The sequence below is a fragment of the Streptomyces sp. DT224 genome (assembly GCF_049844595.1).
GTDB lineage: Bacteria > Actinomycetota > Actinomycetes > Streptomycetales > Streptomycetaceae > Streptomyces.
Genome location: NZ_JBNCLI010000008.1, coordinates 185,473 through 210,416, shown reverse-complemented (window position 1 = coordinate 210,416; position 24,944 = coordinate 185,473). Strand labels below are relative to the sequence as shown.

Here is a 24,944-nt window from a genome sequence, read left to right as displayed (position 1 = left end):
AAGCCCCGAAGGCCAGTAATGGCGCGGTGAACGGGCCCCGGAGCGGAGTTCCGGGCTTCGCGACAGGGCGGGTGGCGTCGACAACACTGACGTCCATGCCCGATCTTGGACGACCGAAGAGGACCCCCGGGGCCGCGAAACGGGCGACGCCCCAGGGCGTCCACACGTCTGTGCGCTCCGCCGCGGCCGACGACTCGCCGGAGGAGCTCCGCTCCGTCTTCCGCCGGCTGGAGGAGGAGGTGCGGCGCGCCGAGGCGGCAGTGGCCGGCCTGGTCCGCGCGCACCCGCCGGACGAGGGGCCCGTGCGGGTGGAGACCGTGGACGGCGCGGCCGCCCAGGCACGGCGGATCCTGGAGCTGGAGACCGGTGCACGGCACACGTTCCAGGCGTTCCTGACGGGCCTCAACCGGATCACACCGGTACAGCAGACCCTCGCCGCGGCGCCGGACTCGCCTTCCGGCGACGAGGAGGGCGTGGCGCGGCCCAGTGCTCCGCCCGAGGTCACCTATCAGTTGCTCGTCGACCGGGACTTCCTTGCCGAACCGGCCGCCGTGGCGGCCCTGGAGGAGCGGGTGCGGCGCGGCGAGCAGGTCCGGGTGGTGGACAGCCCGCTGCTGAAACTGGCCGTCGCGGACGGCGAGACGGCGATGGTGCAGTTCAGCCCGGAGCGGTCGGTGCTGATGCGGCAACCGCTCTCGACGCTCGTCACGGAGCTGTTCGCGACCGCGTGGCGCCATTCACGCCCGTATCTCCGCGAGGTCGCCGAACTCTCGCCCGTGGACCGGCAGATCCTGCAGCTGATGCTCTCCGGCCTGACGGACGCGGCGACGGCCAAGCAACTGGGGACCTCGCCCCGTACGGTGCAGCGCAGGCTGCGGGCGCTGATGGATCTGGCGTCGGTGACGTCCCGGCTCCAGCTCGGCTGGTACGCGATGCGCAACAACTGGATCTGACCGGTCGGGGTGGCGAGTGTGCGCCAGCGGCACGCGCTGACGCACACTCGCCAGCAGCACACCTTGTCGCGGTGCGCGGGGTTCCGCCACGATCCGTGGGGTCTCCCCGCACTTCCCCGTGTCGACAAGGAGTCCCGCATGCCCGGAAACAGACGGTATCCCCTCCTGGCGGCGGCCGCCGCCCTCGCGCTCGGCCTCAGCGGCCTCGGTCAGGTGCCCGGTGCAGCAGCCCCGTTGCCCCCAGCGAGCCCCGGCAAGCAGCAGCAGCCGACCGAACATCAGGTCACGCTCGTCACCGGGGACGTGGTGCGGCTGACGCTGTGGCCGGACGGGCACCGCTCGGCGATGCTTGTCCCCGAGGAAGGAGCGGTCCGCCACAACGCGTACATCAGCGAGTCGTCCGACGGCCTGTTCGTCATCCCCGAGCAGGCGCGTGACCTGGTCGATTCCGGGAAGGTCGACGCGCGGCTGTTCAATGTCAGCGCACTGGTCGAGCAGGGGTACGACGACGCGCGCGCCGCCGACCTCCCGCTGATCGTCTCGTACGGCTCCGCGGCCCGCGCGGCCCGGGCCGCGGTGCCCGACGGCACCGCCCGCACCCGCACGCTGAAGAGCCTGGGCGCCTCCGCGCTGCGTACGCGCAAGAAGCAGGCCCGCACGTTCTGGGCCGAGGCGGTGCGCCCCGGGAGCAGGGCGCGGCGCGCCTCGCTCGACGGGGGCATGACCCGGATCTGGCTCGACGCCAGGGTAACGGCCTCACTCGACCGGAGCGTTCCGCAGATCGGCGCGCCGGTCGCGTGGAAGGCCGGGTACGACGGCAGCGGGGTGAAGGTCGCCGTGCTCGACAGCGGCATCGACGCGACCCACCCGGATCTGAGCGGCAAGGTCGTGGAGTCCCGGAACTTCACCACCGAGGGCGACGCCGCCTCGGTGGTCGACAACAACGGCCACGGCACCCATGTCGCCGACACCGTCGTGGGCAGCGGTGCCGCGTCCGGCGGGAAGTACAAGGGGGTGGCGCCCGGGGCCGAGCTGGTCATCGGCAAGGTGCTCGACAAGAACGGGCAGGGCACCACGTCCGCCGTCATCGGCGCGATGGAGTGGGCCGCTCGCTCCGGCGCCGACGTCATCAGCATGAGCCTGGGCAGCGGCCCGGGCAACGGTGACGACCCGTCCAGCCTCGCCGTCGAGAAGCTGACCGAGGAGACCGGCGCCCTCTTCGTCATCGCCGCCGGCAACGACGGCCCCACACCGGGCAGCGTCGCCAACCCGGCCGCCGCGCCCTCCGCGCTCGCGGTCGCGGCCGTGGACCACGACGACGTGACGGCGTCCTTCTCCAGCCGGGGGCCGCTCACCAACGGCACCCCGAAACCGGACATCGCCGCGCCGGGCGTCGGAATCGTCGCGGCCCGCGCGGCCGGGACCGCCCGGGGGGAGGTCGTCGACGCGCACTACACGGCGCTCAGCGGCACGTCCATGGCGACACCGCACGTCTCGGGCGCGGCGGCCATCCTCGTACAGGAGCACCCCGACTGGTCACCCCGACAGCTCAAGGACGCCCTGATGTCCACCTCGGAGTCGGTCGACGGAGCAACGGGTTACGAGCAGGGCGCGGGGCGGGTGGACATCGGGCGGACGACCGCGCGTTCGCTCTTCGCGACCGGGTCCGTCGGCTTCGGCTTCTTCACGTACGGCCCCGAGCACGAGCCGGTGACCCGCACCGTGGTGTACCGCAACGACGGGGACGCCTCGCGGACACTGGACCTGTCCGTGCGCGGCGACAACGGACTCGGCTCACCGCTGCCCGACGGCATGGTGACGGCGTCGGCCGAGTCGGTGACGATTCCCGCTCACGGCACCGCCGAGGTGGGCCTGACCGCAGACCCCGGGGCAGGTCCCAGCGGGCGGATCAGCGGGACGCTCACCGCCGTGCCGCGTGACGGCTCGGGTGGCGTGCACACGGAGTTCGGGCTGGTCAAGGAGGACCAGGTGGTCTCCGTCACGGTGCACGCCGTCAACCACGCGGGGCAGCCCGCCTACCGCAACAGCGACGCGAGCCTCTACAACCTGGACACCGGCGCGCTGTCCACCGTCCCGTTCAACGCCAAGGGCGACGCGAGATTCCGCGTGAAGCCGGGCACGTACAGCCTGATGGGCTTCCTCGCGGGGTTCGACGATGCCGGCGAACAGGTCGTCGACTTCACGATGGCGGGCGACCCGCAGATGGCCGTGGACCGTGACCGCACCATCGAACTGGACGGTACCGCCGCCAGGGAGATCAAAGTCAAGACGCCGACCGCAGCGGAACACCGGGGGCTGCTGATCGGGTACGAACGCTCCAGCGGATCGCGTGCGGCGACCCAGATCGCGCAGCTCGACCAGTACGTGGACCACGTCTACGCGTTGCCGACCGAGAAGACCACGCGTGAGCGCTTCACCCTCTTCACGCAGTGGGTGATGTACACGCCCGAGATCCGGATCGACGCGCTCGGCCGCGGCCGGGTCACCGACCCGGAGTACGTCGTCGGCTCGCCCAGGCTCGACGGGGTCTCAGTGCGGAGGGTCGTCCCGGTCGGCATCGCCTCGCCGGCTGACCTCGCCGGGGCGACGCTGTCCGGCCGGGTCGCGCTGATCCGCGCCGACGCGGACACGCCCCTCACGGACCAGGTGGCAGCGGTGGCCCGGGCGGGTGCGAAGGCGGCGCTCGTGTACACCACCGCGCCCGGCCGCTTCCTCGTGTCGGCGGGCACCGACACGCTGCCGATTCCCGCCCTGACCCTCGACGCCGGACCGGGGCAGAAGCTCGCCCAGGAAGCCGCCTCCGGGCATCAGTACCTGCTGGTATCGGCCGAGGCGCGCAGCCGGTACGCGTACGACCTGCTGTTCCCCTGGGACGGCCGGGTGCCCGAGGACACCACGCTCACGGTGGACGACACCAACACCGCCCGTGTGGAGGCCGACTACCACTCCCAGACGGAACACCCCTACGCACAGGACCTGCGCTGGGCCTACCGCCCGGGTGCGCCGACCGCCACGTCCTGGAGCACGCCGCGCCCCCTGCCCGCCCCGATCCACCGCACCGAGTGGGTGTCCGCGAGCGGCGTCACCTGGCGCCACCTCGTGTACCTGGACAAGGAGTGGGGCAGCCACTACAGCGGGCCGATGACCGACTACACACCCGGTCAGGTCGTCAAGGAGGACTGGCTGAAGCAGGTGGCCCGCCCTGCCGTTCCGGAGAACGATCCGGAGTACATCCCGGTCCGTGGTCCGGCCACGATGAACCCGGCGATCACCCCCTGGACCGACTCCGGGGCCGGCCACGACGGGGTGTACTCGTACGCCACCGACGCGTTCTCCACGACGCTGTCCGCACACGGTGAGGTGCTGGCGAAGCGCATCACGGCCGTCGGCTCGTTCCCCGCACCGTACGCCGAGCCCACCGAGTACACCCTCACCATGGACAGCGCCCGCGACGCGGACTACTGGAAGATGTCCACGCGCACCCATTCCGAGTGGCGCTTCACCTCGGCGCGTCCGGAGTCGGGAACGGCCCCGCTCCGGCTGCTCCAGCTCTACTACGACCTGCCGCTCGACCTGCTCAACCGGGCTCCCGCAGGGCGCAAGTTCAGCTTCTCGGTGCGCACGGAGGAACCCGGGACGGCAGGCCCGGTGCGGGCGCGGACGCTGACCGCGGAGGTTTCGTACGACGACGGCGCCACCTGGGGCAGGGCGGCGGTGTCCGGCGGCGCCGACGGGCGGTTCACCGTCTCCGCCCACCACCCGAAGAAGGCTGGATACGTGTCGCTGCGCGTCGTCGCGAAGGACGCGGACGGGAACTCCGTGCAGCAGACCATCACTCGGGCGTACGCCATCAAGTGAGGTGACGGGCGAGCGCTCCCGGACGCGGTCTCGTCCGGGAGCCTCGGCCTTCGGGGACATCCCGCCCACCGTCCGGACGGTCGGTTGGCGAGTGGACGCCATGTCGCCAACTCGTCAGCCCACGCCCCCCGGTGACTCGGTGTACCGCTCCCATACTGCTGTGGTCACCACCTCGTGATCGTTCGTGTGAAGGAGAGTGCGCGTTGAGGCAAGTCCCCGCACGACGGCGCACCGTCGTCGCAGGCCTGCTCTCGGGTGTCATGAGCCTGCCACTAGCCGGTGTGCTGCCCGCCTCGGCGGCCGTTCCTCCCGAGCCGAGCCTGTACGCGCAGAAGACGGCGGGCGCGGTCCGCGAGCAGCTCGACGCGAAGGACCGGGTCACCTTCTGGGTGCAGCTCGGCGAGCAGGCCGATACCTCCGCGGCGCGCAAGAAGACGAGGAAGGCGGACCGGGGCCGCGCCGTCATCGCGGCCAGGAAGGCCCAAGCGGGCCGGAGCCAGGCCGACGTCGTGTCACTGCTCAAGGAGGCCGGCGCGCGCTACACCTCGTACTGGATCGCCAACACGCTCAAGGTGACCGGCGACCGGGACCTGGCCCGCAAGATCGCCGAACGGCCCGAGGTCGCCTCGATCGACGAGGACAAGGCTCTCGCCCTGCCGCACGCCACCACCGGCGGCCGGGTGAACACGGTGGACGGGGTCGAGTGGAACGTCGACCGGATCAACGCCCCGAAGGTCTGGAACAGCCTCGGCAAGGTCGGCGCCTCCCACTACGAGACCGCGACGCGCTCGGCGGTCCTCGGCGGCGGTGATGTGTCGCGCGCCGACAGCGCCCTGCGCACCGGCCTGGTCACGGCCTCCCCCGCCGACGGGTGGCAGCTCGTCGTGCCCGCCGGGGAACGCCGCACCCGTACCTTCACCCTCGCCAACTCCGGGCTCGGCGCCGACTACACCCTTGCCGAGAAGGACGGCGCCGGCTGGCTGACGGCCGCACCGGCCACCGGGAAGCTGGCCACCGGCGGGACGCAGAAGGTGACCGTCACCTTCGACGCGTCCAGCGCCACACCCGGCACCGTCCTGCGCGGCACCCTGCGGGTGGCGTCCGAAAGCGGCCGCACCCCCGCCGTCGACCTTCCCGTCGTCGTCGCCGTACCCGCGTACCGCACCGCGATCGACGCCGGCTCCGCCACCGCGGTGACCGACTCCGCCGGTGAGCTGTGGGCCCCCGACCGGGCCTATACCGAGGGCTCGCACGGCTACCTCGGCCGCAGCAGGACCGTCACCACCCGGAAGACCATCGCGGGCACCGACGAGCAGAAGCTGTTCTCCAGCGCCACCGAGGGCGCCTACGAGTACCGCTTCGACGGGCTGCCCGAGGGCGTGTACGAGGTGGAGCTCGGGTTCGCCGAACTGAGCAGCACCCAGCCCGGGAAGCGGCTGTTCGACGTACTCGCCGAAGGCACCCAGGAGCTGCCGGACGTCGACATCGCACTGGAGGCGGGCGGCACCTACCACGCCCTGAACAAGAGGTTCACCGTGCGGGTCGGGGACGGGCAGCTCAACCTGCGGTTCGCGAGCCCGGCCGATCAGCCGCTCGTGAACACCGTCCGCGTCACCCACCGGCCCGACCTGGGCTGACCCGCCCCTCAGACACGGTGCGCACCGGCAACCCGGCCGGTCCGCGCCGGCTCCATCACCCTTCGGAAAGAGAGTCCGTACGTGAGACAGCAACTCAGGAGACGCCACGGCCTGCTGGCCGCCGCGCTCACCGTGGCCATGGGGGTGCCGCTCCTCGCGGCAGTACCCGCGGCGGCCGCTCCCCCGCCACCGCCGGTGAACGACCTGCGGAGCAAGGCCGCCGCAGACGTCGTGCGGCAGCTCGACAAGAAGGACACCGCGACGTTCTGGGTACGGCTGGACTCCCAGGCGGACACCTCGAGCGCCAGGAAGCAGAAGACGAGGACGGGCCGCGACAAGGCCCTGATCGCGGCCAAGAAGAAGCACGCGGCGAGCACCCAGGCCGGCGTCGAGGCGCTGGTGAAGAAGGCGGGCGCGCACGCCACCTCGTACTGGATCAGCAACACCGTCAAGGTCACCGGCGACAAGGCCCTGGCGCAGAAGATCGCGGCCCGCCCCGAGGTCGCCGCCATCGAGCCGGACCGGCTGTTCCAGCTGCCCGAGGAGTTCCCCGCCGAGCAGGAGCCGAAGGTCAACGGCGTCGAGTGGAACCTCGACAGCATCAACGCACCCAAGGTGTGGGACGAGCTGGGCATCCGGGGTGACGGCGTGGTCATCGCCAACATCGACACGGGCGTCGACTACCAGCACTCGACCCTCATGGGCTCCTACCGCGGCCTGAAGACGGACGGCACCTACGCACACGACTACAACTGGTTCGACGCCACGGCGAGTTGTCCGGGGGACGCTCCGTGCGACGACCACGGGCACGGCACCCACACCATGGGCACCATGGTCGGCAACGACCGGGACGGCAACACGATCGGCGTCGCCCCCGGCGCCAAGTGGATCGCCGCGAAGGCGTGCACCCCACTCGGCTGTTCCCAGGACGCCCTGATGGCCTCCGGTCAGTGGATCCTTGCGCCCACCGACCGCTTCGGCAACGACCCCCGTCCGGACCTCGCCCCCGATGTCGTCAACAACTCGTGGGGTGCCGACATCATCGACACCTGGTACAAGGACATGGTCCAGGCGTGGCGCGACGCCGGTATCTTCCCCGCCTTCTCCAACGGGAACGCGGGCCCCGACTGCGCCACGGCGGGCTCCCCGGGCGCGTACACCAACTCGTACGCCACCGGCGCCTACGACAACGCGGGGGACATCGCGTACTTCTCCTCCCGGGGCTCCGGTGAGGAGGGCGCGGTCAAGCCGGACATCTCCGCCCCCGGTGTCGACATCCGCTCGGCAGCGCCCGGCGGCGGCTTCGCCGTCATGTCGGGTACGTCGATGGCCTCACCCCACACCGCCGCCACCGTGGCGCTGATGTGGGCGGCCTCCCCGGCGATCCGCGGCGACGTGGCGGCCACCGAGCGCCTGCTCGACCGCACCGCCCACGACGCGGACGACACCACGTGCGGCGGCACCCCGGAGAACAACAACGTCTACGGCGAAGGGCGGCTCGACGCCTACGAGGCCGTGGCATCCGTGCCGCGCGGTCCGCTCGGCGGTCTGACCGGCACCGTCACCTCCGCCGACGCGCCCCTCGCCGGCGCCACCGTGGAGCTTGACGGGCCGATGAACGCCCTGGCGGAGACCCGCGCCGACGGCACGTACAGCCTGCCGAAGCTGATGGTCGGCGACTACCGGGTGGAGGTCACCAAGTACGGCTACACCACTGCCGAGTCCACCGCCACGGTCACCGAGGGCACCATCGCCACACGTGACCTGAGCCTCGCCGTCGCACCCACGGGCACGCTCTCCGGAGTCGTGAGCACCCTGTCCGGCCCCGAGTCCGGCGCGAAGATCGAGGTGGCGGGCGCACCCGCGAGCACGACCACGAAGACGGGGGCCGACGGCAGCTACCGGCTGGAACTGCCCACCGGCACCTACCAGCTGACGATCACCCCCGTCGCCCAGTGCGCCACGGCCGGGACGTTCAGCATGCAGGTGACCCCGGACGGGATACACAAGGACATCGTGCTGCCCAGCCGCAGCGACCGCTTCGGCACCGTCTGCCGCACCACCCACGACACCGCGTTCCCGACCGGCACGACCCGGCTGAGCACCAGCAGCGACTACGACGGTTCGGCCGCGATCAACCTCCCGTTCCCGGTGGCGCTGTACGGCAAGACGTACACGAAGGCCAGCGCGAACATCGAGGGCTACCTCAGCTTCGAGCAGTCCGTCGGCGTCAACGCCAACCGGACCCTGCCCTTCTCGGGCCTTCCCAACGGCTCGCTCTACCCGTTCTGGGACAACCTCCAGCTGGCCACCGCCGACGGCGACATGTTCTGGTCGACCCGGGGCACCGCCCCGCACCGCGAAGTGGTCGTCGAGTGGCGGAACATGGTGCTCAGCACCGACCGCACCCAACGGCTCGACTTCTCCGCGGTGATCAGCGAGGACGGCACGTACTCGTTCCACTACGCGGACATCACCGGCACCGGCTACGGCCACGGCTCGGGTGCCACGATCGGCGCCGAGTCCGCCGACGGCACCGACGCCCTGATGTACTCGTACAACGAGGAGTCCGTGCAGAACGGCCTGGCCGTGGAGTTCCTGCCGACCCGAACCGCAGCGCTGTCCGGAGCGGTCACCGACGGCAACGACGGGAAGGCACTCACCGGCGCCACCGTCACCGTCGCCCGTGACGGCAAGACCGTCGCCACCGGGACGACCCTGCCGGACGGCACCTACCTGGTGCAGACGCCGGTGACCAAGGACAAGGCCGACTACGCGGTCACGATCGACGCCCCGCACTACACGGCGGTCCACCGCACCGTCCCCCTGGCGACCGGCTCCGCGGAGCAGCTGTCGACGGCTCTGGCCACCGGCAAGGTCTCGGCCACCCCTGCCACCGCGACGACCGTCGTGGTCCCCGCCGACGAGAGCCGGCAGCGCACCCTGACCCTCACCAACTCCGGTGCGGACACCGCGTACACGGTCACCGAGGCGGGTGGCGCCGCCTGGTTCGGAGCCGCTCCCGCCGAGGGCCGGCTCACGAAGGACGGGAAGCAGGAGGTCGTCCTGACCTTCGACACGCACGGCGTGGCGCCCGGCACCGCCCTCAAGGGCACCCTCGTCATCGCGTCCGACAGCGGCCGCTCCCCCGAGATCAGGATCCCGCTGACCGTGTCCGTGCCCGGCTACCGGACGGCGATCGACAGCGGTGCGGCCAAGGTGTCCACCGACACCGCCGGGGAGGTCTGGTCGCCGGACCTCAAGTACACCGCGGGCTCGTACGGGTTCATCGGCAAGTCCACGAAGGTGAGCACCACCAACGCCATCGAGGACACCGCCGACGACAAGCTCTTCCGCACCGCTCGTGAAGGCGCCGCCGAGTACCGCTTCGACAACGTCCCGGACGGCGTCTACCAGATCGAGCTCGACTTCGCGGAGCTGGGCAAGGTGGCCGCCGGGAAGCGCCTCACCGATGTGCTGGCGGAAGGCACCGTGCAGCTGCCCGACCTGGACATCGCCGGCACGACCGGCGGCAGTTACCGGGCCCTGACCAAGTCCTTCACGGTCAGAGTCACCGACGGTCAGCTGAATCTCCGGCTGGTCGCCACCGGCGCGGAGAAGACCCTCGTCAACGCCGTCCGCGTCACCCAGCGCCCCGACCTGAGCAGCTGACCACATGAGGAGTTCGCAAGTGAACAGACACAGAGCCCGGTGGCGGGGGCTGCTCGCCACCGCCCTGGCCACGACGCTGGGGGCCCCCTTCCTGGGCGCGCTCCCGGCCGTCGCCGCCGACCCGGAGCCGTCCGCGCCGACCGCGTTGCTGAGCAAGGCGGACGGTGCCCTGATCAAGGACTTCACGCAGCACGCCAAGGTCTCGTTCTGGGTGCAGCTCGACTCGCAGGCCGACACCTCGGCCGCGAGCAGGGCGGCCACCAAGGCGGGCCGGGGCCGCGCGGTCCTGAAGGCGAAGACCGCGCACGCCAAGAGCTCCCAGCGGGGCCTCCAGGCACTGCTGAAGCAGGCCGGCGCCTCGTACGAGTCGTACTGGATCAGCAACACCGTCAAGGTGACCGGTGGCAAGGACCTGGCCGCGAAGATCGCGGCCCGCTCCGACGTGGCGTCGATCCAGGCCGACGACCCGGTACCGCTGCCGCCGACGACGGTGGGCACCAACGAGGCCGGGACCAACGGCATCGAGTGGAACATCGACCGCATCAACGCCCCCAAGGTCTGGAACGAGTACGGGGTGCGCGGCGACGGCGTCGTCATCGGCAGCATCGACACCGGCGTCGACTACCAGCACCCGGCTCTCGCCGCGGCGTACCGGGGTCTGAAGGCCGACGGCACGTACGACCACGCCTACGACTGGTTCGATGCGACCGGCACCTGTGGCACGGCCGCCCCGTGCGACGACCAGGGGCACGGCACCCACACGGTGGGCACCATGGTCGGGGAGGACGGTCCGAGCAACGCGATCGGTGTGGCGCCCGGCGCCCGCTGGATCGCCGCGAAGGCGTGCACCACCCAGGACTGCCCCCGGGAGGCGCTGCTCGCCGCTGGGCAGTGGATGCTCGCGCCGACCGACGCCGACGGGGAGAACCCGCGGCCCGACCTCGCCCCCGACGTCATCAACAACTCCTGGGGCGCCTTCTCTCTGGACACCTGGTACCAGGCGATGGTCCAGTCCTGGCGGGACGCCGGCATCTTCCCGGCCATGTCGAACGGCAACGACGGACCGACCTGCGACACGGCCGGTACGCCCGGCGCCTACCCCAACGCCTACGCCTCGGGCGCCTTCGACAGCAACAACAAGATCGCGTCCTTCTCGTCCCGCGGCCCCGGCGTCGACGGCACGATGAAGCCGAACATCTCCGCGCCCGGCGTGAACATCCGTTCGGCAGCCCCCGGCGGTGGCTACGCCGCCAAGTCGGGTACGTCCATGGCCTCGCCGCACACCGCCGCCGCGGTCGCCCTTCTCTGGTCGGCCGCCCCGGCACTGCGCGGTGACGTCACCGCGACCGAGGCGGTACTGAACAAGTCCGCGATCGATGTCGACGACACCACCTGCGGCGGCACCGCCGCCTTCAACAACGTCTACGGCGAGGGCCGGCTCGACGTGTACAAGGCCGTCGAGGCGGCACCGCACGATCACATCGGCGCCCTGACCGGCACGGTGACGGCCGCCGGTGACCCGGTCACCGACGCCGAGGTCTCACTGACCGGCCCCACCCGGGCGATGCTGACCACGAAGAAGGACGGCACCTACGCCTTTCCCCGGCTGGTGTCGGGCGACTACACGGTGACCGTGACCAAGTTCGGCTACGCCACCGAGTCGGCCCCGTTCACCGTCGCGGACGGCGTGTCGGGCGTGCACGACGCGGCACTCACCGACGCCCCCACCGGCACCCTGACCGGCACCGTGCGCAGCGACTCCGGCACCGAGGCGGATGTCGCGTTCAAGGTGCAGGGCACCCCGGTGCGGGCCAGGACCGCCGCCGACGGCACGTACAAACTGACGCTGCCCGTGGGCCATTACCAGATCCGGCTGACACCGCTCAACCACTGCGCCGCCGCCATCGGCGTCGTCGCCGACGTGCAGACGGGCTCGACCACCAAGGACATCGCGCTCGCCACGCGCAGCGATGCCTTCGGCACCACCTGCCGACAGGTGACCGAGGAATTCCCGACCGGTGAGAGCAAGCTCGCCATCGGGCCGTCGGAGAAGTCCTACTCGGCCGTCACCATGCCCTTCCCGGTGGCCCTGTACGGGCACACCTACGACAAGGGCTGGGTCACCCGTGACGGTCAGCTGGTCTTCGGCTACCTCTCGATGTTCGACAACGGTCCGTTGCCGACCAAGGCGCCTGCCAACGGTGCGCTGTCACCGTTCTGGGACTACCTCGCCATGGACGGCTCCTCGGGCATCTACACCTCGGTCCGCGGCACCGCCCCGCATCGGGAGTACGTCGTCGAGTGGCGGGACATGATGATCGCCCGGGACACCTCGCAGCGCATCGGCTTCGCCGCCGTGCTGAGTGAGGACGGCACGTACACCTTCCACTACAAGGGCATCGACCCCACCGAGAAGGGTTTCGAGCAGGCCACCAACGCGACCATCGGCGCCGAGAACCACGACGGCACCGACGCGTTGCAGTACTCGTACAACGAGCTGTCGCTGCGCGACGGGATGGCGATCCGGTTCCGGCCGGAGGGCCACGCGGTCGTCTCCGGCACGGTGACCGACGCGAACGACGGCAAGCCGGTCGCCGGCGCGACCGTCACCGTCACCCGGGGCACCACGACCGTCGGGACGGCCACCACCCGGGCGGACGGCGCCTATCTGACGCAGATCCCGGTGGCGGCCACCGCCGATCACCAGGTCACGGTCGCGTCGCCGGACTACGGCACCGCGAGCCGTACCGCCGAGCTGGGGAGCCTGTCCGCGCTGCGCACCGAGACCGCGCTGACCACCGGCGCGGTGCGGGCCGACGACAAGGACGGCTGGCAGCTCACCGTTCCCGCCGGTGAGACTCGGGCGCGCACGCTGACGCTCACCAACGACGGTGCGGCCGCCCCGTACACGGTCGCCGAGAAGTCCGGCGCCTCCTGGCTGAAGATCGCTCCATCGTCCGGCACGCTCGCCGCAGGCGCACAGCGTGAGGTGACGCTGACGTTCGACACGTCGGCGGCCACACCGGGGACGGTGTACAACGGCACGCTGGTCATCACCTCCCGGAGCGCCCGCGCGCCGTCGCTCTCGCTGCCGTTGAAGCTGGTGGTCCCGGCCTATCAGCAGGGCGTCGACGTCGGCGCGGACTCCGCGTCGCTGGACGCACTCGGCGACTCGTGGAGCGCGGACGGTGCCTACACGAAGGGCACGTTCGGGTTCACCGGGCAGAACACCGCGCCGACGTACACCCGCAAGGACATCGCCGGCGCCGGCGACTCCCCGGCGCAGCAGCTGCTGCGTTCGGGGCGTGAGGGTGTCGCCGAGTACCGATTCGACGATGTCCCGTCCGGCGTCTACCAGGTGGAGCTGGGCTTCGCCGAGGCGGCCGGGACGAAGCCGGGCGAGCGCGTGTTCGACGTGCTCGGTGAAGGCGTGGAGAAGGTACCGGACGTGGATGTGCGCCTGGAGTCGGGCGGCGCCCGCACCGCGCTGTTCAAGACGTTCACGGTCAAGGTGACGGATGGCCAGTTGAACGTCGCCTTCAAGGCTGTCACCGGCAAGACGCTGGTCAACTCGATCCGGGTGACCCAGCGTCCCGACCTGAAGGGCTGAACCGCAGGAAGTGGCCACATGAGCGGGCCCGTTCCGGAGACACCTCCGGGGCGGGCCCGCCGCACTCTTGCCCGGGTCCACCGGCACCCTTACCTTACTCTGAAGTAAGTTTACTTCCGAGTAAGGAGTTTGCCTTGACCGCCTATCGGACCCTGCTGGTCGGCACGGACGGATCGGAATCGTCGTACAAGGCCGTCGAGGCCGCCGCACGCCTCGCCGCCGTGTGCGGCGCCGAGCTCGTCGTCACCTGCGCGTACGCACCCATGCGCGGCCCTGAACTCGCTTCCGCCCAGGATCAGCTGGGGGCGGAGGCGTACCAGGTGGTGGGCTCGGCGCCGGCCGAGGAGACCCTGAGAACGGCGAGAGACCGCGCCCGTCTGCAGGGCGCGGCCGAGGTGCGGACGGTCGCCGTGGAGGGTGAGCCGGTCCCCTCGCTCGTGCGGACGGCCCGGAAGTGCTCGGCGGACCTCCTGGTGGTCGGCAACCGGGGGCTGCGGTCGCTGGCGGGCCGGCTTCTCGGCTCCGTGCCGGCGGACGTCGCCAGGAAGGCCGGTCTGGACGTCCTGATCGTGCACACCACGTGAGCGGGAAGCCGGACCGCCCGGGCCCGGGATCCGTCGAGGAGGTACTGCTCGGCGGCGGCCGGGTCTGGACGCGGCGGGAGGTGGCCGCGCGCGCCGGGGTGGAGTTCGAGCGTGCCGTACGGGTGTGGCGCGCGCTCGGGTTCCCCGCGGTGGACGACGAGGCCGAGGTGTTCACCGACGCCGACGTCGAGGCCCTGCGCGCGGGGGAACGCCTCATCGCGGCCGGGCTGATCACCGAGCACAGCGAGACCCTGATGGCCCGGGCTCTGGGCCATCATCTCTCCCGGCTCGCCGACTGGCAGGTGGACACCCTGCGGGACTGGATGGGGCGCGACGGAGAGCCCTCGCCCGGCCGGGAAGCGCTCCTGGTGCACATGGCAGCGCTGCTGCCGGAGATCGAACGCGTCCAGCGGTACGTCTGGCGCCGCCATCTCGTCGCACAGGCCGGGCACGTGCCGGCCGACGAGCGGGAGGCCGGCCCCGTGGCCGGTGACGGCGCGCACGTCAGGGAACGCGCGGTCGGGTTCACCGACATGGTGGGCTACACCAGGATGACCCGTGGCCTGGACGGCGCCGAACTGGTGGGCGTGCTCGACCGGTTCGAGACCATGACCGGCGACGTGGTGGCCGAGGGCCGGGGCCAGGTGGTGAAGACCATCGGAGACGAGGTGCTCTTCGTCTGCGGGTCGGCGGCCGACGCCGCAGGGATCGGCCTGGAGCTGACGGCGCGGGCCCAGGCCGACCCGAAGCTGCCGCAGGTGCGGACCGGACTGGCCCACGGGCCCGTGATCGGCCGCTTCGGTGACGTCTACGGGGAGGCGGTCAACATGGCGGCCCGGCTCACCGCGGTGGCCCGCCCCGCGTCCGTCCTGGTCAACACCGCACTCGCCGGGGAGCTCGCGGGGGCGGCGGCGTACACGCTGCGGCCGCTGCGTCCGGTGTCGGTGCGCGGCTACAACCGACTGCGGCCGGTACTCCTGCGCAGGGGCAGGCCCGGTTCGTGAGCGGGTGAGACGGCCGGGGGCGCGTGCCGGTGGCGGGCGGACGGCCCGGCACGGCGTACAAAAGCAAGAAGACAGGGAGAACCCTCTCCCTGCCGTACCCAACTTATAGCGCACCGGGGGGCTTGCGGCAAGGGCCGGGTGGTGCCGCAGAATCATCGGCCTGACCAACCCGACCTGCGGAAATGAGGACGCTGCGTGCGCGAGCGCTACGTGTGGGAGCTGAACGAGGCCGCCGGGGCGCCGGTCGCGGCCGTCGGCGGCAAGGGCGCGCACCTGGCCACGCTGTCGCGGATCGAGGGCGTCCGGGTGCCGGACGGGTTCTGCGTCACGACGGACGCCTTCCGGCGCGTCGTGTCCTCGGAACCGGCGGTCGCCGGACAGCTCGGCCGGCTCGCGGGCGTGGACCCGGACGACCGCGAGGCCGTGCGCACCCTGAGCGCGGAGATCCGGCGGACCATCGAGGGCCTCGCCCTGCCGGAGGACCTGGTGGCGGCGGTCCGGGGCGCACTCGCCCGGCACGGCGAACACGCCGCGTTCGCCGTGCGGTCCAGCGCGACGGCGGAGGACCTGCCGACGGCCTCGTTCGCGGGCCAGCAGGACTCGTATCTGAACGTCGTGGGTCCGGAGGCGGTGCTCCGTCACCTCAGCCGGTGCTGGGCGTCCCTGTTCACCGAGCGGGCCGTGACCTACCGCCGGCGGGGCGGCATCGACCACCGGGCCGTGCACATGGCCGTCGTCGTGCAGCGGATGGTGTTCCCGCGGGCGTCGGGCGTCCTCTTCACGGCCGACCCGGTGACGGGGAACCGCAGGGACGCCACGGTGGACGCCGGCTTCGGGCTGGGCGAGGCCCTGGTCTCCGGCCTGGTCAACCCGGACGTCTTCACCGTGCGCGACGGCTGCGTCACCGACAGGTCGATCGCCGTCAAGGAGCGCGCCGTCGAAGCCGTGGAGGGCGGGGGCACGCGGGAGGTGCCGGTCGACGCGCGGCGGCGGGAGGAGCCGGCGCTGACGGACGGGCAGGTGCTCGGGCTCGTCCGGCTCGGGCGGCGGATCGAGGCGCACTTCGGCCGCCCCCAGGACATCGAGTGGTGTCTGTCCGACGACGGTTTCCGGATCGTCCAGAGCCGGCCGATCACGACGCTGTTCCCCGTACCTGAGGCGGCGGACGACGGGAACCACGTCTACGTCTCCGTCGGACACCAGCAGATGATGACCGACGCGATGAAGCCCCTGGGCCTCTCGATGTGGCGGCTGACGGCCATGGCTCCGATGCTGGAGGCCGGCGGGCGGCTGTTCGTGGACGTCACCGGGCGCCTCGCCTCTCCCTCGGTCCGGGCCGGGCTCCTGGACGTGATGGGCAAGGGCGACCCGCTGGTCAGGGACGCCCTGGAGACCGTCCTGGACCGCCCCGGCTTCGTCCCGACGCTCCCGGACCCGGTGCCCGCCGCACCGCCTGCCGGTGGCGCGCCCGCGCCGATCGCGACCGACCCGGCCGTCGTGGCCGAGCTGATCGCGCGCAGCGAGGCGTCCGTCGCCGCCCTCGCGCGTGACATCCGGACGCACTCCGGGCCGGCCCTGTTCGACTTCCTGCCGACGGCCTTCGCGGAGCACAAGCGAATGCTCGGCGACCCCGTGAGCATGCAGGCGATCATGGCGGGCATGGAGTCCACCTGGTGGCTCAACGAGAAGCTGCTGGAATGGCTCGGCGAGAAGAACGCGGCCGACACTCTGACCCTGTCCGCCCCCGGCAACGTGACCTCGGAGATGGGGCTCGCCCTCCTCGACGTCGCCGACGCGATCCGCCCGCATCCGGAGGCGGTGGCGTATCTGCGGAGCGCCGTGGACGACGACGGTTTCCTGGAGGGCCTGGAGAAGGTCCCGGGCGGGGCCGGGGCCCGGGAGGCCATCGAGGCGTACCTCGACCGGTACGGCATGCGGTGCGTCGGCGAGATCGACATCACCCGGCCGCGCTGGAGCGAGCGCCCCACCGCGCTCGTGCCGGTGATTCTCGACAACGTGCGGCTCTTCGGGCCGGGTACGGCCGCGCGGCGCTTCGAGGAGGGGCGGCACAAGGCCCTGGCGAAGGAGCGGGACGTGCTCGCACGGCTGCGGGCCCTTCCGGACGGCGACCGGAAGGCCGAGGAGACCAAGCGGATGATCGACCGGGTCCGCACCTTCATCGGGTACCGCGAGTACCCGAAGTACGGGATCGTCTGCCGCTACTCCCTCTACCGGCAGGCCCTCCTGCGGGAGGCCGGCCGCCTGGCCGACGCGGGGGTGCTGGCCGACCGGGAGGACGCCTTTTACCTCACGCTGGAGGAGTTCGGTGACGCCGTGCGCTCCGGCGCGGTGGACCAGGGCCTCATCCGGCGGCGCAGGGAGGAGTTCCGGGCGTACAGCGCGCTCACCCCACCCCGGGTGCTCACGTCGGACGGCGAGGCGCTGAACGGGGCGTTCCGGCGCGACGACGTGCCGGAGGGCGCACTGAACGGCCTGCCGGTCTCCGCCGGGACCGTCGAGGGAAGGGCGCGCGTGATCCTGGACGTGGCCGAGGCCGATCTCGAAGCCGGCGACATCCTGGTCACCACCTTCACGGACCCCAGCTGGTCCCCGCTGTTCGTCGGGATCGCGGGCCTGGTGACCGAGGTGGGCGGGCTGATGACCCATGGCGCGGTGATCGCCCGGGAGTACGGGCTGCCGGCCGTCGTGGGCGTCGAGCACGCCACGCGGCGCATCCGGGACGGGCAGCGCATCCGCGTCCACGGCACCGACGGGTACATCGAGCTGCTGTCCTGACGGCGCGGGGCGGAAGGTGGCCGGTTCCGTACCCTGGGGGCATGCGCATGCGCCCCACTCTCAGCTGGACCCCCACCGCGGGGCTGCCCCCGGCCACCACCGACCTGGACCCCGTCGTCGAAGCGCTCGGCCGGGGCGGTGTGCTGGTGCTGAGCGGGGCCGGTATCTCGACGGAGTCCGGCATCCCCGACTACCGGGGCGAGGGCGGCAGCCTGAGCCGGCACACCCCGATGACGTACCAGGACTTCACGTCCGGTGCCCAGGCCCGGCGGCGGTACTGGGCGCGCAGCCACCTCGGCTGGAAAACGTTCCGGCGCGCCCTCCCGAACGCCGGTCACCGGGCGGTCGCCGCGTTCGGGCGCGGCGGCGCGCTCGCCGGGGTGATCACTCAGAACGTCGACGGCCTGCACCAGGCCGCGGGCAGCGAGGACGTGGTGGAGCTCCACGGGGGCCTGGACCGGGTCGTCTGCCTGGACTGCGGCACGCTCGTCGCGCGGCGCGAGGTCGCCCGGCGCCTGGAGGAGGCGAACCCCGGGTTCCAGCCGGTGGCGGCCGGGGTCAATCCGGACGGTGACGCCGACCTCACCGACGAGCAGGTCGGGGACTTCCGTGTGGTGCCGTGCGAGGTGTGCGGCGGCGTCCTCAAGCCGGACGTGGTGTTCTTCGGCGAGTCGGTGCCCCCGGCGCGGGTCGAGCACTGCCGCGAGCTGGTCCGCACGGCGACCTCGCTGCTCGTTCTGGGGTCTTCGCTGACGGTGATGTCGGGGCTGCGGTTCGTCCGGCAGGCGGCACAGGACGGGAAGCCCGTACTCATCGTGAACCGCGAGCCGACCCGGGGCGATGTCCAGGCCGTCACGCGGATCGGACTCCCGCTGGGGGCGGCCCTGGGAACGGTGGCGGACCGGCTGGGGCTACGGGTCGAGGAGTAGAGCGTGGCGTCCCGTCAACGGGCCAACTGCTCCCGTACCCACGCCGGGTCCGGATTGGTGTGGGGCCGCCCCGCCACGAAGACGGTGGGCACGGTCTCGTTGCCGTCGTTGACCGCCCGCACCGCGGCGGCGGCCTCGGGATCGCGCCAGATGTCGACCCAGTGCAGCCGGCGGGCGTGCCGGCGCAGCCGGAACCGCAGCCGCAGACAGTAGGCGCAGCCGGGCCGCCAGAAGACGATGGGACGGCCGTCGGCCGCGCTGCGGCGCCGGGCCTCCGCCGCGCTGAGCGACCGCGGGAAGACCAAGGGCGAGTTCAGGCCCGAGAGCAGCGCGAAGCCCACCAGCAGGGAGACACCTTCGCCGGCGCTTCCGCCGGCGATCAGCGCGGCGGCGATGGCCGCTCCGGAGGCGAGGAACAGGATCGGCAGGAGCCAGGCACGCGTCATGGCGCCCCAGGCTACCGGCGCGCAGGCAGGGTCCGGACGCCGGGCCTCCGCGGCCACCACCGCCTGCGCGGACGCCCGTCCGGGGCCTCCTGCCCGGGGTCCGGCAACGGCGGGTCCGCATAAGTCCGGGCGGTGAGCTCTGCCGCCAGGCCGACGCGGCCGGGGTGCACGCAGACCGGGGTCCGGGTGTCCACGGTGTACCGGAAGCCGTCCGCCGCGTCGAACGGCCAGTCCCGGCTGGGCCGGTCGGCGACGAGGAAGCCGGTGCGCGGCAGCCGCAGGGCCGGGCAGAACCAGCAGCACGGATAGTCCGACTCCGGGTCGATGAAGGGTGCCTCGGTGGAGGGTGCCTCGGCGTCGTCGTCCATATCCCCGGGAAGGTAGCGCAGGGCCTGGCCCCGCTCAGCCGGCGGAGGGCCGCCAGGCGTCCGGCCAGGGCACGGCGCGAGCGGCGGGCCCCGGCACGCCGAGGCTGGTCCGTGCGAGGTCGACGTAACGGTCGCGGGCCTGCCGGAACTGCAGGTACGCCTGGTCCCAGTCCTGCTCGACCGCGGTCCCGACGCCCCGGGCCAGGGATTCCAGCCGCCACAGGCAGTGGTCCACGGACTTGGAGGCGGTGTTCGCCTCCGTGTCGCCGAGCAGGCCGAGCGTCTCGGAGAGCGCGGAGCGCCGCGACTCCAACTGGCCCACCTCGGCCAGGACCTCGGGCGTCTCCTCCACGGGGATGGGGCCGGTCGTGAGGCCCCGGCCGGCGGCGAGCATCTGGTAGCGCGCGGCCAGTTCCTTGACCGCGTGGGCGTAGTCGGCGTAGGCGGTGAGGCGGCGTTCGTCCCACCGGACGGACTGCTGCCTGCGCCATCGCGTGCGCTCGTTGGCGCTGGTCACCAGGAACGAGGTGACGGCGCCCACGGCGACGCCCGCGAGCGGCAGTATCTGTGCGGTCAGACTCACGAAGGCCCCCCGGTCGGTCCTGTGCACGGCGGAAGAACCATAACGTTTTCGCCGCACGGACCCGCGCGGCACGGGTCGCCGTGCGGCGGATAACTCCTCGCGCCCTCCGGCCGCTTGCGGGAACACTGTGCCGATGAACGCACCTTCCCTCACCACTCCCCAGCGGCGTGCCCTCGCCCATGTCGCGGGGCTCGCGTCGGGTCCGGCGGTGGACCCCGGCCTGCGCGTGACCCTCAACTTCCACCCCGACCGGCTGCTGGACGGCACGCCCCTGCTGGAGGCGATGGCCGGGAGAGGCGTCTACGCCTCGCAGTTCGTGACCGGCACGAGCAACGGCGGCCTGACGGCCTGGCCGGGCGGTGACCGGTGGCGCTGGGAAAGCAGGATCTTCGACGGTGCGTACGACAGCGTGCCGGGCGCGGAGCGGCCCGTCTACGGGGCGTTGGACTTCCGCCGGTACGCGGTCGGCGGAGCGCCGAGGTTCGGCTCCGCGCACTTCCGGCTGGGCGTCGGGGCGCTGGAGCGTACGACCTTCTGCTATCCGGACAGCTTCCTCGAGCCCACCGACTTCGGGGTCGCCGCGCGCATGGGCCTGATCGCCCTCGCGCTGGCCGATGAGCAGGACGTGCTCGACGACTACATCGAGGCGCAGGTGCACGGGCCGGTCCGCCCGGACTCCCACGTGGAGGCGCTGGTCCTGGACCCCTGCTACCGGGGCACCGACGTGGAGGCGGCCGCCGGGCGCCTGGGCTGTGCGGTGGAGTGGCATCCCGGGTTCCGCCTCACGGTGGACGAGTTGCGCCGGCACCCCGACTACCGGGGGCAGGAGTACGTCGATCTGGGCGAGGCCATCGCCGTGGACCGCGTCCTCGACCCCCGTATCGTCGGGGCCGCGGCGCGCGCGGGGCGCTTCGATCCTCAGGCGCTCAAGAAGGTGTGGCACTGCCTCGCACGCTTCGGCTTCCCGTACGAGGACCGGAGCGCGGCGGTCACCGGTCCTTCGGCCGAGCCCGTGCCGGCCGGGAAGAACGGATGACCGGGGGGCCTGCCGTGCGGGGCTGGGTGTCCACATCCGCAGGGCGGCCGCCCCGGCCATGGAGCACGTGTGCCCCGTGGCGTCGCCGCAAACGGTGGCAGGCGCATTCTTCTTCGGCCGAAAACCGTTGGAATGCTCTGCGTGTGACGGGGAATCCGATGATCGTCGTGAGCGATGTCCCTGCCCCGGCCGTCCCATCGGCTCGGGAGGGTCAGTTCAGTTGAGGAGGAGTTGGCTGTGCTGCTTCCCACGCCCGCAGACCTGCGTGCCGCCCTGTCCCGTTATGCCGACGCGGTGATCGAGGACGAGCGCCGTTCCACGCCGGAGACCATCCGGCAACGGGAGGACACCGCGTACACCCTGTGTGTCATGACGGGTGTCAGTGATGTGCGCGAGGCCCTGAGCACCGCCGACGCCCTGCTCGGCCGCCGCGCCCCGGACACGGAGGCCGACCGGCGCGACCACGCGGGGGCCGTCCCCGTCTGAGGTACGCGCAGCGGGTGGCACCGGCCGTCGGCACCCCGGATCTCCGGGGCTGCCGGCGGCCGGTGTGTGACGGCCCCGGGCCGCCGGGCTGGTCAGGCCCCCGGCAGGAACAGGCAGAACGGGTGGCCATGGGGGTCGCGCAGCACCCGTACGTCCTTCTGCGGCTGGAGCTCCTCCAGCTTCGCGCCCAGGGCACAGGCCCGCTGGGTCTCGGCCTCCAGGTCGTCCACCTCCACGTCCAGGTGCGCCTGCATCTGCTGGGTGCCCGGGAGCTGCGGCCACACAGGAGGGGTGTGGTCCGATTCCAGCTGGAAGCTGAGGCCGGGACGCTCCTGTCCGGGAGCCCGCAGCCTTACCCATGCGGGGTCCCGTTCAACCTCCTCCCAGCCCAGCAGGGCACGGTAGAAATCGGCCAGGGCGGCGGGGTCGGGCGTACCGAGCACAAAGGCACCGAGCTTCGTCGTCATGTCCCTCACGTTGCCCCGGCGCCCGTGCCCATGCATCCGGAGGTGTGGGTGCCGGGCCGCCGGGTACTCGGGATTCCTCCCGCCGCACACGGGGCCGGCGTGCCCGGCCGCGGCCGACCCGATGGAGGACGTGGAACCGGATGACGTGGGTGCACGGCGCATACGCGGCTGCGGGGATCGGTATCCTGATGGCCGCCGTCCTTCCCCCGCTCGTCCGCCGGCGTCCCTTCTCGATGCCCATGGTGTTCCTCGCGGCGGGTGCGGCGACCGTCCTGCTGCCGCTCGGCGTGCCCGTCGTGGACCCCGTACGGGACCGGGTGTGGGTCGAGCATGTGACGGAAGTCTGCGTGATCGTCTCGCTCATGGGGGCCGGGCTCGCGATCGACCGGCCCTTCGGATGGCGTACCTGGGCGGGGGCCTGGCGCTTCCTGGGGCTCGCCCTGCCGCTGACCATCGGGGGCGTGGCGTTGCTCGGGGTGTGTCTCATGGGCTGGCCGCCGGCGGTGGCCCTGCTGCTGGCCGGTGCGCTGGCGCCGACCGATCCGGTGCTGGCGGCGGAGGTGCGGGTCGGGGAGCCGGCGAGCGGGGACGACGAGGAGGACGAGGAGGAGGTGCGGTTCACGCTGACCTCGGAGGCCGGTCTCAACGACGGGCTGGCGATGCCCTTCGTGCTGGCCGCCGTGGCGCTGGCGGCGGCGGGCGACGGCTGGTCGGCGGGGTGGATCGGGCACTGGCTGCTGGCCGACGTGCTGGTGCGGGCGGCGGTCGGGCTGGTCGCGGGGGTGGCCGTGGGGCGGCTGCTCGGCCGGCTGTTCTTCCGCTCCCGGCACGTCCGCCTCTCGCAGCAGATGGAGGGCTTCACCGCGCTCGGGGCCACGTTCACCGCGTACGGGCTGACCGAGCTGCTCCACGGGTACGGATTCCTCGCGGTGTTCGTCACGGCGTGCACCATCCGGGGCGCCGAACGCGGCCACGGCTACCACCAGGTGCTGCACGGCTTCAGCGAACAGATCGAGCGTCTGCTGACCGTCGTGCTGCTGTTCCTGCTGGGCGGCTACCTGGTCGCCGACGGGCTGGCGGACCTCCGCTGGCAGGGGGCGCTCCTCGGCCTCGCGCTCGTCCTGGTGATCCGCCCGGCCGCCGGCGCCGCCGCGCAGCTGGGCTTTCCGGCCGGGCCGCGCGAGCGGGCGGTCACGGCCCTGTTCGGCATCCGGGGCATCGGCTCGCTCTTCTATCTGGCGTACGCGCTCGGCGAAGGGCCCTTCACGCGGTACGCGGACGAGCTGTGGGCGGTCACGGCGTTCACGGTCCTGGTCTCCGTACTCCTGCACGGGGCGACGGCGACCCCGGTGATCCGCCACCTGGACCGGCGGCGGGAGCGGGTTTCCTAAGGGCTGTCCCCGGATCCGGCCTCGGTAGTCGTCCTTCCACGCACCGGACACCGCCGCACCTCCGGAGCCTCCCGCACGTGCCCGTCCCCTGTCTGCTCGGTCCGCGAAGACACCGCCGTACGGGTCCCGGCGGCCCAGCCCGCGGGCCGCAGGGCGCCCGGGGCGGCGATGGACGCGGCCGCCGAGGGACGGGCCGCGAGGACGGAGTCGGGGGACGGGGGGACGACGAGACCGGACCGGAGGCACAAACCGTGGTGCCGTAGCCCGCCTCCTCCGCTCAACAGGTGTTCAGGCGACCGGCGTCCGGGGGGCGGCGGGGCGTCTCAGGCCGTGTCCAGCATCGCCGGGCCCCAGGGGGCCGCGCCCGAGCCCTCCGCCCAGGCGGCGAGTGCGGTGCCGTCCACGCAGCGGATGCCGCACGTCTCCGCGTACTCCAGGGCGGGGGCGGTGAACTCGCTGGTCGTCACCACGGCGGCGAGTTGCGCGCCGTGGACCGTCCAGCAGGTGCCGCCGAAGCGCTGGAGGTCCTGGGAGCCCACCTTGTGCTCGGGGCCGTACTGCTTGCACTGTACGACGACGCGGCGGCCGTCCGGGGCCGTGGCGAGGACGTCGGCGCCCAAGTCGCCTGCGCCGCCCACCACTTCGACGTCCTGGCAGCCGTCCCGCTCGCACAGTGCGGCCACCGCCGCCTCGAAGCCGTCCGGATCGAGGGCGGTGAAGTCGGGGGCGGGGGGCGGTAGGACGGCGGTGAGCCCGTCGTGGGCAGCGGCGGGGGCGGACGGGGCCTGAGGTGTGGGTGCCGGTTCCCGGGCGGGCTCTTCCCCGGCCGGCGGGATCATGCCCGCGCGGGCGGCCCGGCGCAGCTCACGGGCGCGGGGCATGGCGCGGAACAGGACGTAGAGCACGGGCAGGGCGAGCAGGGCCAGCAGCACGGCGGTGACCGGGTGGGTGCCGGCCCAGTGCGCGAAGCGGACGAACAGCAGGACCGCGGCGCCGATCACGGCACCGGCGAGGGCGAGGGTGAGCAGGGGGCTGCGCAGTGCGCCCGTGGCGCGGGGGCGGGGTGTGACGCCTCTCGTTCTGCGTATCGGCACCGGCGTCTC

At 72.4% G+C, this 24,944-nt stretch carries 17 protein-coding genes; 12 read left to right on the top strand and 5 right to left on the bottom strand.

Features of this window, described 5'->3' with window-relative positions; all coding sequences use genetic code 11:
• The first annotated feature begins 95 nt into the window (after nt 1-95).
• The 9 genes from ACLQ2N_RS21455 to ACLQ2N_RS21415 all read left to right on the top strand — a co-directional run bounded on the left by ACLQ2N_RS21455 (nt 96) and on the right by ACLQ2N_RS21415 (nt 19,064).
• Nucleotides 96-953, top strand: coding sequence for a helix-turn-helix transcriptional regulator (locus ACLQ2N_RS21455; protein ID WP_425815380.1), 858 nt, complete (start codon nt 96-98; stop codon nt 951-953).
• A gap of 138 nt (nt 954-1,091) precedes the next feature.
• On the top strand, nt 1,092-4,832 hold the full coding sequence (locus ACLQ2N_RS21450; protein ID WP_425815378.1) for a S8 family serine peptidase: 3,741 nt from the start codon (nt 1,092-1,094) through the stop codon (nt 4,830-4,832).
• Nucleotides 4,833-5,092: 260 nt separating this feature from the next.
• Nucleotides 5,093-6,469 (top strand): malectin domain-containing carbohydrate-binding protein, encoded by a 1,377-nt coding sequence (locus ACLQ2N_RS21445; RefSeq protein WP_425815376.1) that lies wholly within the window; start codon nt 5,093-5,095, stop codon nt 6,467-6,469.
• A gap of 81 nt (nt 6,470-6,550) precedes the next feature.
• A complete protein-coding gene (locus ACLQ2N_RS21440; RefSeq protein ID WP_425815374.1) occupies nt 6,551-10,141 on the top strand; it encodes a S8 family serine peptidase in 3,591 nt (1,196 codons plus the stop codon).
• 19 nt (nt 10,142-10,160) lie between these two features.
• Complete coding sequence (locus tag ACLQ2N_RS21435; protein ID WP_425815372.1) at nt 10,161-13,751, top strand: S8 family serine peptidase; 3,591 nt, start codon at nt 10,161-10,163, stop codon at nt 13,749-13,751.
• A gap of 134 nt (nt 13,752-13,885) precedes the next feature.
• Nucleotides 13,886-14,335: a universal stress protein gene (locus ACLQ2N_RS21430; RefSeq protein ID WP_425815370.1), complete on the top strand. Its 450-nt coding sequence runs from the start codon at nt 13,886-13,888 to the stop codon at nt 14,333-14,335.
• Nucleotides 14,332-15,339 carry an adenylate/guanylate cyclase domain-containing protein gene (locus tag ACLQ2N_RS21425; RefSeq protein ID WP_425815368.1) on the top strand — a complete coding sequence of 336 codons (1,008 nt, stop codon included), beginning with the start codon at nt 14,332-14,334 and terminating at the stop codon, nt 15,337-15,339. Before ACLQ2N_RS21430 ends, ACLQ2N_RS21425 begins: the two co-directional genes overlap by 4 nt.
• A 195-nt stretch (nt 15,340-15,534) precedes the next feature.
• Nucleotides 15,535-18,135, top strand: a complete 2,601-nt coding sequence (gene rph, locus ACLQ2N_RS21420; protein WP_425815366.1) for a rifamycin-inactivating phosphotransferase — start codon at nt 15,535-15,537, stop codon at nt 18,133-18,135.
• Nucleotides 18,136-18,176: 41 nt separating this feature from the next.
• Nucleotides 18,177-19,064, top strand: a complete 888-nt coding sequence (locus ACLQ2N_RS21415) for an NAD-dependent protein deacetylase (protein WP_425815364.1) — start codon at nt 18,177-18,179, stop codon at nt 19,062-19,064.
• Between the two features lie 14 nt (nt 19,065-19,078).
• On the opposite strand, the gene ACLQ2N_RS21410 is transcribed toward ACLQ2N_RS21415, so the two are convergent.
• From ACLQ2N_RS21410 to ACLQ2N_RS21400, 3 genes are read right to left on the bottom strand one after another with little or no spacing between them, the layout of a single operon-like run.
• Entirely contained in the window at nt 19,079-19,510 is a 432-nt protein-coding gene (locus ACLQ2N_RS21410; protein WP_425815362.1) for a glutaredoxin domain-containing protein, read from the bottom strand.
• Nucleotides 19,511-19,521: 11 nt separating this feature from the next.
• Nucleotides 19,522-19,878: a hypothetical protein gene (locus tag ACLQ2N_RS21405; protein ID WP_425815360.1), complete on the bottom strand. Its 357-nt coding sequence runs from the start codon at nt 19,876-19,878 to the stop codon at nt 19,522-19,524.
• A 34-nt stretch (nt 19,879-19,912) separates the two neighbouring features.
• Nucleotides 19,913-20,461, bottom strand: coding sequence for a hypothetical protein (locus ACLQ2N_RS21400; RefSeq protein ID WP_425815358.1), 549 nt, complete (start codon nt 20,459-20,461; stop codon nt 19,913-19,915).
• Between the two features lie 133 nt (nt 20,462-20,594).
• On the opposite strand from ACLQ2N_RS21400, the gene ACLQ2N_RS21395 reads away from it, so the two are divergent.
• Nucleotides 20,595-21,497: a DUF3626 domain-containing protein gene (locus tag ACLQ2N_RS21395; RefSeq protein ID WP_425815356.1), complete on the top strand. Its 903-nt coding sequence runs from the start codon at nt 20,595-20,597 to the stop codon at nt 21,495-21,497.
• 237 nt (nt 21,498-21,734) lie between these two features.
• Nucleotides 21,735-21,983: a DUF5133 domain-containing protein gene (locus tag ACLQ2N_RS21390; protein ID WP_425815354.1), complete on the top strand. Its 249-nt coding sequence runs from the start codon at nt 21,735-21,737 to the stop codon at nt 21,981-21,983.
• A 92-nt stretch (nt 21,984-22,075) separates the two neighbouring features.
• Here ACLQ2N_RS21390 and ACLQ2N_RS21385 read toward each other — a convergent pair whose 3' ends face one another.
• A complete protein-coding gene (locus ACLQ2N_RS21385) occupies nt 22,076-22,450 on the bottom strand; it encodes a VOC family protein (protein WP_425815352.1) in 375 nt (124 codons plus the stop codon).
• Between the two features lie 140 nt (nt 22,451-22,590).
• On the opposite strand from ACLQ2N_RS21385, the gene ACLQ2N_RS21380 reads away from it, so the two are divergent.
• Entirely contained in the window at nt 22,591-23,841 is a 1,251-nt protein-coding gene (locus tag ACLQ2N_RS21380; RefSeq protein ID WP_425815350.1) for a cation:proton antiporter, read from the top strand.
• A 323-nt stretch (nt 23,842-24,164) separates the two neighbouring features.
• Here ACLQ2N_RS21380 and ACLQ2N_RS21375 read toward each other — a convergent pair whose 3' ends face one another.
• The gene (locus tag ACLQ2N_RS21375) at nt 24,165-24,935 is read right to left on the bottom strand and encodes a restriction endonuclease (RefSeq protein WP_425815348.1); all 771 of its coding nucleotides are present in this window, start codon (nt 24,933-24,935) and stop codon (nt 24,165-24,167) included.
• Between the last annotated feature and the right edge of the window lie 9 nt (nt 24,936-24,944).